The sequence below is a fragment of the Bradyrhizobium sp. 137 genome (assembly GCF_023074095.1).
Taxonomy (GTDB): domain Bacteria; phylum Pseudomonadota; class Alphaproteobacteria; order Rhizobiales; family Xanthobacteraceae; genus Bradyrhizobium.
The window spans coordinates 20945-27941 of the sequence record NZ_JADPKU010000006.1; the positions used below are offsets into that span (position 1 = coordinate 20945).

The 6997-nt window shown below is 61.6% G+C and carries 6 protein-coding genes; 2 read left to right on the plus strand and 4 right to left on the minus strand.

Features of this window, described 5'->3' with window-relative positions:
* Nucleotides 1–137 precede the first annotated feature (137 nt).
* Entirely contained in the window at nt 138–1079 is a 942-nt protein-coding gene (locus IVA78_RS01565) for an alpha/beta hydrolase (RefSeq protein WP_247281539.1), read from the plus strand.
* Between the two features lie 180 nt (nt 1080–1259).
* Here the strand turns inward: IVA78_RS01565 and IVA78_RS01570 are convergent, their stop codons facing one another.
* Nucleotides 1260–1790 (minus strand): DUF992 domain-containing protein, encoded by a 531-nt coding sequence (locus IVA78_RS01570; protein ID WP_247281538.1) that lies wholly within the window; start codon nt 1788–1790, stop codon nt 1260–1262.
* Between the two features lie 350 nt (nt 1791–2140).
* Here IVA78_RS01570 and IVA78_RS01575 point away from each other — a divergent pair, with 350 nt between their 5' ends.
* Entirely contained in the window at nt 2141–3763 is a 1623-nt protein-coding gene (locus tag IVA78_RS01575) for an ABC-F family ATP-binding cassette domain-containing protein (RefSeq protein WP_247449333.1), read from the plus strand.
* Between the two features lie 37 nt (nt 3764–3800).
* Here the strand turns inward: IVA78_RS01575 and IVA78_RS01580 are convergent, their stop codons facing one another.
* From IVA78_RS01580 to IVA78_RS01590, 3 genes are read right to left on the minus strand one after another with little or no spacing between them, the layout of a single operon-like run.
* On the minus strand, nt 3801–5210 hold the full coding sequence (locus IVA78_RS01580) for a S8 family serine peptidase (protein ID WP_247281536.1): 1410 nt from the start codon (nt 5208–5210) through the stop codon (nt 3801–3803).
* A gap of 33 nt (nt 5211–5243) precedes the next feature.
* Complete coding sequence (locus IVA78_RS01585) at nt 5244–6086, minus strand: PA-phosphatase (protein WP_247281535.1); 843 nt, start codon at nt 6084–6086, stop codon at nt 5244–5246.
* Nucleotides 6087–6127: 41 nt separating this feature from the next.
* Nucleotides 6128–6868 carry a CDC27 family protein gene (locus IVA78_RS01590; protein ID WP_247281534.1) on the minus strand — a complete coding sequence of 247 codons (741 nt, stop codon included), beginning with the start codon at nt 6866–6868 and terminating at the stop codon, nt 6128–6130.
* Between the last annotated feature and the right edge of the window lie 129 nt (nt 6869–6997).

The window sequence follows — 6997 nt, forward strand, 5'->3', positions numbered from 1 at the left end:
GCGAGCGATTTTTTAATCAATCCTCCGCCATTGCGCGCAGGAACGAGCGCTTCAACTTCCAATTATTCGATGGATTGGCTGATCTGCTCGGCACCGCGGGTCTCGTGTTCTGACCCCTCGATCATCAAGGCTCGATCATGACCGCCGCCGAAACCGTATTGCTCATCGCCGCCTTGTTATTAGCACTTCTCATCATCGGCAACGTCGGCTTCTCCAAACTGGCCGCGTGGAGGAATCCACCAATCGGCAAGTTCCTCGAGTGCGACGGCGTGGTACTCCACTATATCGATCGGGGCGATCCCGCGGCTCCTTGTGTTGTGCTGCTCCATGGCAACGGATCCATGATCCAGGACTTCACGATCAGTGGCCTGGTCGATCTTCTTGCTCGTAGCAATCGCGTGGTGTGCTTCGACCGCCCGGGCTTTGGCTATAGTCAGCGGCCGCGGCGCCGAATATGGACCGCAGCAGCTCAAGCAGCTCTATTGGTGAAGGCGCTCAATCAACTCGGGATCCGCGATCCTGTGGTGCTGGGCCATTCTTGGGGCGCCTTTGTCGCTATCGCTCTCGGCGTGCGGAAGGATTATCCGATCCGGGGTCTTGTGCTTGCGTCCGGGTATTACTTCCCGACCGTCCGATTGGACGTGTGGCTGATGGCCGGTCCAGCCATACCGGTGCTAGGCGACTTGGTCAGTTACACTGTCGCGCCGATCATTTCGTGGGCCGTCTTGCCGGGAGCTCTCCGTAAGATCTTCGCGCCCCGTTCTGTCCCGCAGACGTTCAAGAATGAATTTCCAGCGTCTCTCGTTCTCAGACCCACACAGTTGAGGGCGGCTGCGGAGGAAAGTGCACTCCTCATTCCAACTGCGGCACAATTCCAATCCTATTATTCGACCATGGCCCATCAAGTGCAAATATTCCACGGAACAGAGGACCAGGTGGTCGAACACAACCAAGCGCGAGATTTACATCAGGCACTGCCCCGGTCCGATCTTCATCTCGTTCCGAATGCCGGGCATATGGTCACGTACGCAGATCCCGCCGCCATTGTACAAGCCGTTAATTCAATAGCAAATTCCTGAGGCCGGTGGCTTGTCTATCGCTTGGACCTCGCCGGAAGAAGAGCACTCGGCTTGCGCAAAGCGAACCTTCGGGCATCTTTGCGATGAACCAGCAGTGACGTGCTGAGAGCACCGATGGCCACGGCGGACCCGGCCTCACTAACAAGCGCCATTTCTACTTTAATTGGCCGGCGACGGCCGTCACTGCGCCCTGCGACGCACTGGCGCAGCAGCCGGCCGCAATTCCATTCTCGATATGCCTGCCGCGATGTTCACACCCGTTTGCGCCTGAACGGATACCGGTTGCAAGGCGATCGTGCGATCCGACCCGCCCACAAGAAGGTTGGCACCAACTCCGGCGCCAACAGTGCCGCCGGCGGTCGCGCCTGCATAGGTTCCAGCCAACGCGGCGTGGCGAACCGCGGTCGGGGCATAAACGGCCCAAACGAGCTGACCGCCGGACGTGGCCCCTATATCGAGACCAAGCGTGCTGACGGTGCCTTCATAAGCCTCGCGCGCCCTGCCTCTCGCCGATGCATAGATGCAGCTCAACTGCCGTTGTCCAGCAACAATCATGCCGACCCCGGGCGATATGTTGCACGTGAGTGTGCCGACTCTCGGTCGTCCGGCCTCCTGCGCCGCTGCCGGAACCGTGGCGAGCACGAGGGCCAGGGCCGCGCACGCTGTCGCCAAATTGGTCAGCCTTGTTTCGTTCAGCTTTGTCCCAATCATGAGGGCCTCCGTCGAGCCTATTCTGATGGTCCTTCAATACGCGCTCACCCAGCGATGTTCCTGTTGTTGGGGAAGCGAATAAGAGTACAGGAAAAATCTCTGATCTGTCGAAGCAGCGCCGGACGCGACGTGTGGCCGGGCTCTGACGCTCATGCGACCAGCTGCGAGGACGATTATTTCAGGTGCCGAGGTGTCTTCAAGGTGGACAGAATTGCCAAGCGATTTGTAGCGGCGGCGAATGGGATGGAGGCGCCCTAGCCGACGCGCCAGGATTCGGGTCCCGCCGGGCTTCCCCTGATGGCCGGCATGGCCTATGACGCTGCAACGCAAAAATTCCCCCAAAGACAAGCATGATCCGCCTCGACAACGTCAGCAAGCAAGCCGGCCACCAGATCCTCTTCATCGAAGCCTCCGCCGCTCTCAACAAAGGCGAGAAGATCGGCCTCGTTGGTCCGAACGGCGCCGGCAAGACCACCTTGTTCCGCATGATTGCCGGAGAGGAACTGCCCGACGAGGGCCAGGTCTCGACCGATCGCGGCATCAGCATCGGCTATTTCAGCCAGGATGTCGGCGAGATGAGCGGCCGCAGTGCCGTGGCCGAAGTCATGAATGGCGCAGGTCCCGTCAGCGAGGTCGCGGCCGAGCTGCGCGAGCTCGAGGCCGCGATGGCCGATCCTGACAAGGCCGACGCGATGGACGAGATCATCGCCCGCTATGGCGAGGTGCAGCACCGGTTCGAGGAGCTCGACGGCTATGCGCTCGACGGCCGCGCCCGCGAGGCGCTCTCCGGCCTCGGCTTTAGCCAGGAGATGATGGATGGTGACGTCGGCAAGCTCTCCGGTGGTTGGAAGATGCGCGTGGCGCTGGCGCGCATCCTTTTGATGCGTCCCGACGTGATGCTGCTCGACGAGCCGAGCAACCATCTCGATCTGGAAAGCCTGATCTGGCTGGAAAAATTCCTGCACGATTACGAAGGCACGCTGCTGATGACCTCGCATGACCGCGAGTTCATCAACCGCGTGATCTCCAAGGTGATCGAGATCGATTCCGGCTCGCTCACCACCTACGCCGGCGATTACGAATTCTACGAGCAACAGCGGGCGCAGAACGAGAAGCAGCAGCAGGCGCAGTTCGAGCGCCAGCAGGCCATGCTCGCCAAGGAGATCAAGTTCATCGAGCGCTTCAAGGCGCGTGCCTCGCATGCCGCCCAGGTGCAGAGCCGGGTCAAGAAGCTCGACAAGATCGAACGCGTCGAGCCGCCGCGCCGCCGCCAGAGCGTTGCGTTCGACTTCCCGCCGGCGCCGCGCTCGGGCGAGGATGTCGTGGCGCTCAAGAACGTGCACAAGGGCTATGGCAACAAGTGCATCTATGATGGTCTCGACTTCATGATCCGCCGCCGCGAGCGCTGGTGCGTGATGGGCGTCAACGGCGCCGGCAAGTCGACGCTGCTCAAGCTGGTTGCCGGCGCGAGCGAGCCGGACGAAGGCACGGTGGCGCTCGGGGGCAGCGTCAAGATGGGCTATTTCGCCCAGCATGCGATGGATTTGCTCGACGGGGAGCGCACCGTGTTCCAGTCGCTGGAGGACGCGTTTCCAACCGCGGGGCAGGGCTCCTTGCGCGCGCTCGCCGGCTGCTTCGGCTTCTCCGGCGATGATGTCGAGAAGCGCTGCCGGGTGTTGTCAGGCGGCGAGAAGGCGCGCCTGGTGATGGCCAAGATGCTGTTCGATCCGCCGAACTTTTTGGTGCTGGACGAGCCGACCAACCATCTCGACCTCGCGACCAAGGAGATGCTGATCAATGCGCTGTCGGATTTCGAGGGCACCATGCTGTTCGTCTCGCATGACCGGCATTTCCTGGCGACGCTATCCAACCGCGTGCTGGAGCTGACGCCGGAGGGCATCCACCAATATGGCGGTGGCTACACGGAATACGTCGCACGCACCGGGCAGGAGGCGCCGGGATTGCGGAGTTAGGGCAGTTCGTTACAGGCTGGGCTGGCGATTTGCGCGTTCACGGAATGATGCCGAGGCTGTGTCCGGCCGCTACCGGTCTGAGGATGCCAAAGCCGTAATCATAGTTTGGCACTGCGCCGCCGACCGGCTGCGCCGTGGCTTGCAATACCGCAATCATCGTTGCCGGATCCGTCGCCGTCGGTGGCCGACGGCTTCGCAGCGCGGCGACGCAGCCGGATGCGACCGCGCATGCCGCTGATGTCCCAGTGTCGGGCTCGAAGCCACGCGGGCCGCGCTGAACTTTCGAGCCGAGATACTGCGTGTAGGCGGTCACATCCGGCTTCTGCGGAAACATTCCCGCGATAGATGGTCCTTGCGACGAATAACAGAGTCGTACGTCGTGAACATCGCATGCGCCGAGCGTCAGCACCTCATGATATGTGTTGGCGCCCATGATCATTCCCGCCGTCCGCTGCAGGCACACGGCATTGGGGCAACCCTTCCCGCAATTGCCCGCGGCGAAAACCACGTCGGCCCCAAATGATGTGAGCAGCGAGACATATAGCCTGAAAGGATGCATGGGGTTGTCGATGTAACGCCGCGGATCGCCGGGCGAAAACTCGTCGAGACTCGGATGAAAAATGCCCCAGCTGTTGTTGACGACGAGCGCAGCCTGGGGAATGGTGCGGAGGAGCGCCCAGCGCCAGATCAGGACAAAATAGCCGAGCACCATCTCGCTGATCGTTGCGCGGACGGTGTGCTCTCCGGCCGGTCGCCCCAGCAGCAACGGGTAATCGAGCAGCGTCACGTTGGGGGCCACCGCGAGCACGCCGTATGCGCACATCGTGCCGTGCCCAACGCGGTTGAGACCGGGCTTGGTCGCCACGGTCGGTGGCGTCCACGAATTGCCGATATCGAGGGCTGGGTTGAAGCCAAGCCGCCTGGCAAGGTGTGGCCTGTAGATCCCCGTGTCGACAATTGCGACCGCAACGCCTGCGCCAGAAAGGCCGTTGTGCTGCAGCGTCGCCGTGTCGAGGTCCTGCCGGACCGCGTCCACGTCGCCCGTGGCCTGGTTGGCGGCGGGGAACGTACTCGCGCCGCCCAAATCCGGATCCGACCAGACCGGCTCGCCATTATTGAAATTCGGCTTGGAAAGGCTCGCAGGATCCACGTAGGCACGGATCAGGAATTTCTTCGATTTCTCGAGCGCAAGGCGGGAGCGCGCTGCCTCGCCCCTGTCCTTGACCGAGACCACCGGCACGTGATCGGCGCCGTCCCAGATCGGCACGGCGCCGAATGCCTCATCAATAAGAAAGTCGGGCGCTGCGTTCTCGTGAACGTAACGGCGCATCGTGCCGACGGGGCTAATGCCGTCGATCAGGTCTTCAGCAGCCTGGACAAGTACGTCGTGTTGATCGCGCTGCGCCAGCACCCGTATGTAGCGGGACTGCAGTTCCCAAGGTCTCATGGTCGCCTCCGGTCTTGGGCCAGCCTTGCTCCCTCACTTCCATTCCTTCTGCGCGAGTGCGAACGTCGCCGCGTAGAACTGGCACGCCGAGAGGTAGGGCTTGATGGCGAGAGCGGCCTTGGCGCCCGCGTCGATGTCCTCGTGATAATGCAATCCGGCGATCATCCGGTTCATCCCGACCCGGGCGGCGAGAGCCCGCAAAGCGTCGGCGTATTGAGGCAGCAGGTCGGCCAGGCACTCGGAGGTGAGCGTGCCAATGAGTGCGTGTCCTGCCGGATAGGCCGGATGCCCCGGAATCGGGACGGGCGGGTATATTGTCGGGCAGACCTGGCTCGGCCGTGGCTGGTACCAAGGCGGCATGCCGGCGCTAGCCGTGTTCGCATATTGGAGCTTGAGTTGGACCATCGCGAACTCGCCGACCCGAGCTATGATTTTCATGAGCAGGAATGTTTGCGGGTGGCTCGTCGCGGTAATGTTGAGAAGCTGCAACCACCGCAGCTGAAAATTCTGATCCTCCTCCACGATTTCGCCGAGCGCCTCCGGCCGTTCTGCAACCGCGAGCACCAAAACCTCGTCGATCATCTTCGCCGTGACCGGGTAGGTCGGTGGCGGCAGCGCGACGGCTGCCTGCCAGTACATGCCTCCTTGCTGCTGCATCGGGAACTCCGACATGATCGCCATGGCGCGCAAATCGGCATCCCATTCCGCTTCCCGGAACTTCTCATTGTAGGCCCGCGCGATGGTGATCTCGGCAAGTGGCCGATCTGCGCGCATGGCGAACACGCGCGTTGCATTAGCCCCGTTTGAACCGCCCGCCCAGTTGCCACCAAACCAGTTGCCACCAAACCAGTTGCCGCCGAACCAATTACCGCCCATTTCGGCATCCTCCTATGGTTCGCTGCAAATGCAGCATGGCTTCAATCAGGCAGACCTGCCTGTCGCAAATGTTCGATGAAGCGGTCCCGCAAATCTGATTTGAAGGGACAACGCTCACGGTAGACCGAAAGCTGGAATTGAGACTGTATGTCCAAGAGCATTTTGGCGACGGAGCGGGCCTCTTCGACTTGGCCCTTTGCAATGTAGGCAGCTGCCAGGATACGCAGGTTGGCGGATAGGCGTCCGTTCAGTCCCGCGGTCTTGCGTGCCCAAACGACCGCCTCGTCGTAATTGCCGTTGATGTAATGCGCCTGACCGAGGAACATCAGGTAGAAATAGGCCTGCGTGTCGGCAGGTGATAGACGCAATCCTTGTTCAGCGCGCGTGATCGCCGACTGCCCGTCGCCAAGGTAGCCGTACACGCCGCTGCTTAAGGTCCAGGCCATGGCATTTCCAGGCGATGCGCTCAACGCTCTATCGAAGAGGTCGAGCGCTGCATCGTAGTCCTTGAATAAGAGCGCCTTGGCATGTCCAAGAACCGCTAACGCGAAGCCGTCGGCCGGCGCACGGTCTACCGCAGCGGCGGCAAGGCGCGCCGCTTCCGCCGCATCGGGCCCGCGCTCGGCTCCCCAGCCTTGTGCGACATTGTGAATGTGCCATAGCGCTGCATAAGCGTAGGGAGTGGCGTAGTTTGGGTCCGCAGCGATTGCGGCCTGTAGCAGCTCGCCCGCCCGGCTGAAGTCGAAGAAGTTCATGCGGTACATGAAGTCGATCGCCTTCATGAGCAGCTCGTAAGCGTTGAGGTTGTCCGACTTTCAATTACCCACATTTAGCCGAGAGGGCTGAGGGAGCGCACCAACTATTGCATCGCGGGAATCGACCGTGATTCCTTGTCTGGCACCGATTCGCAG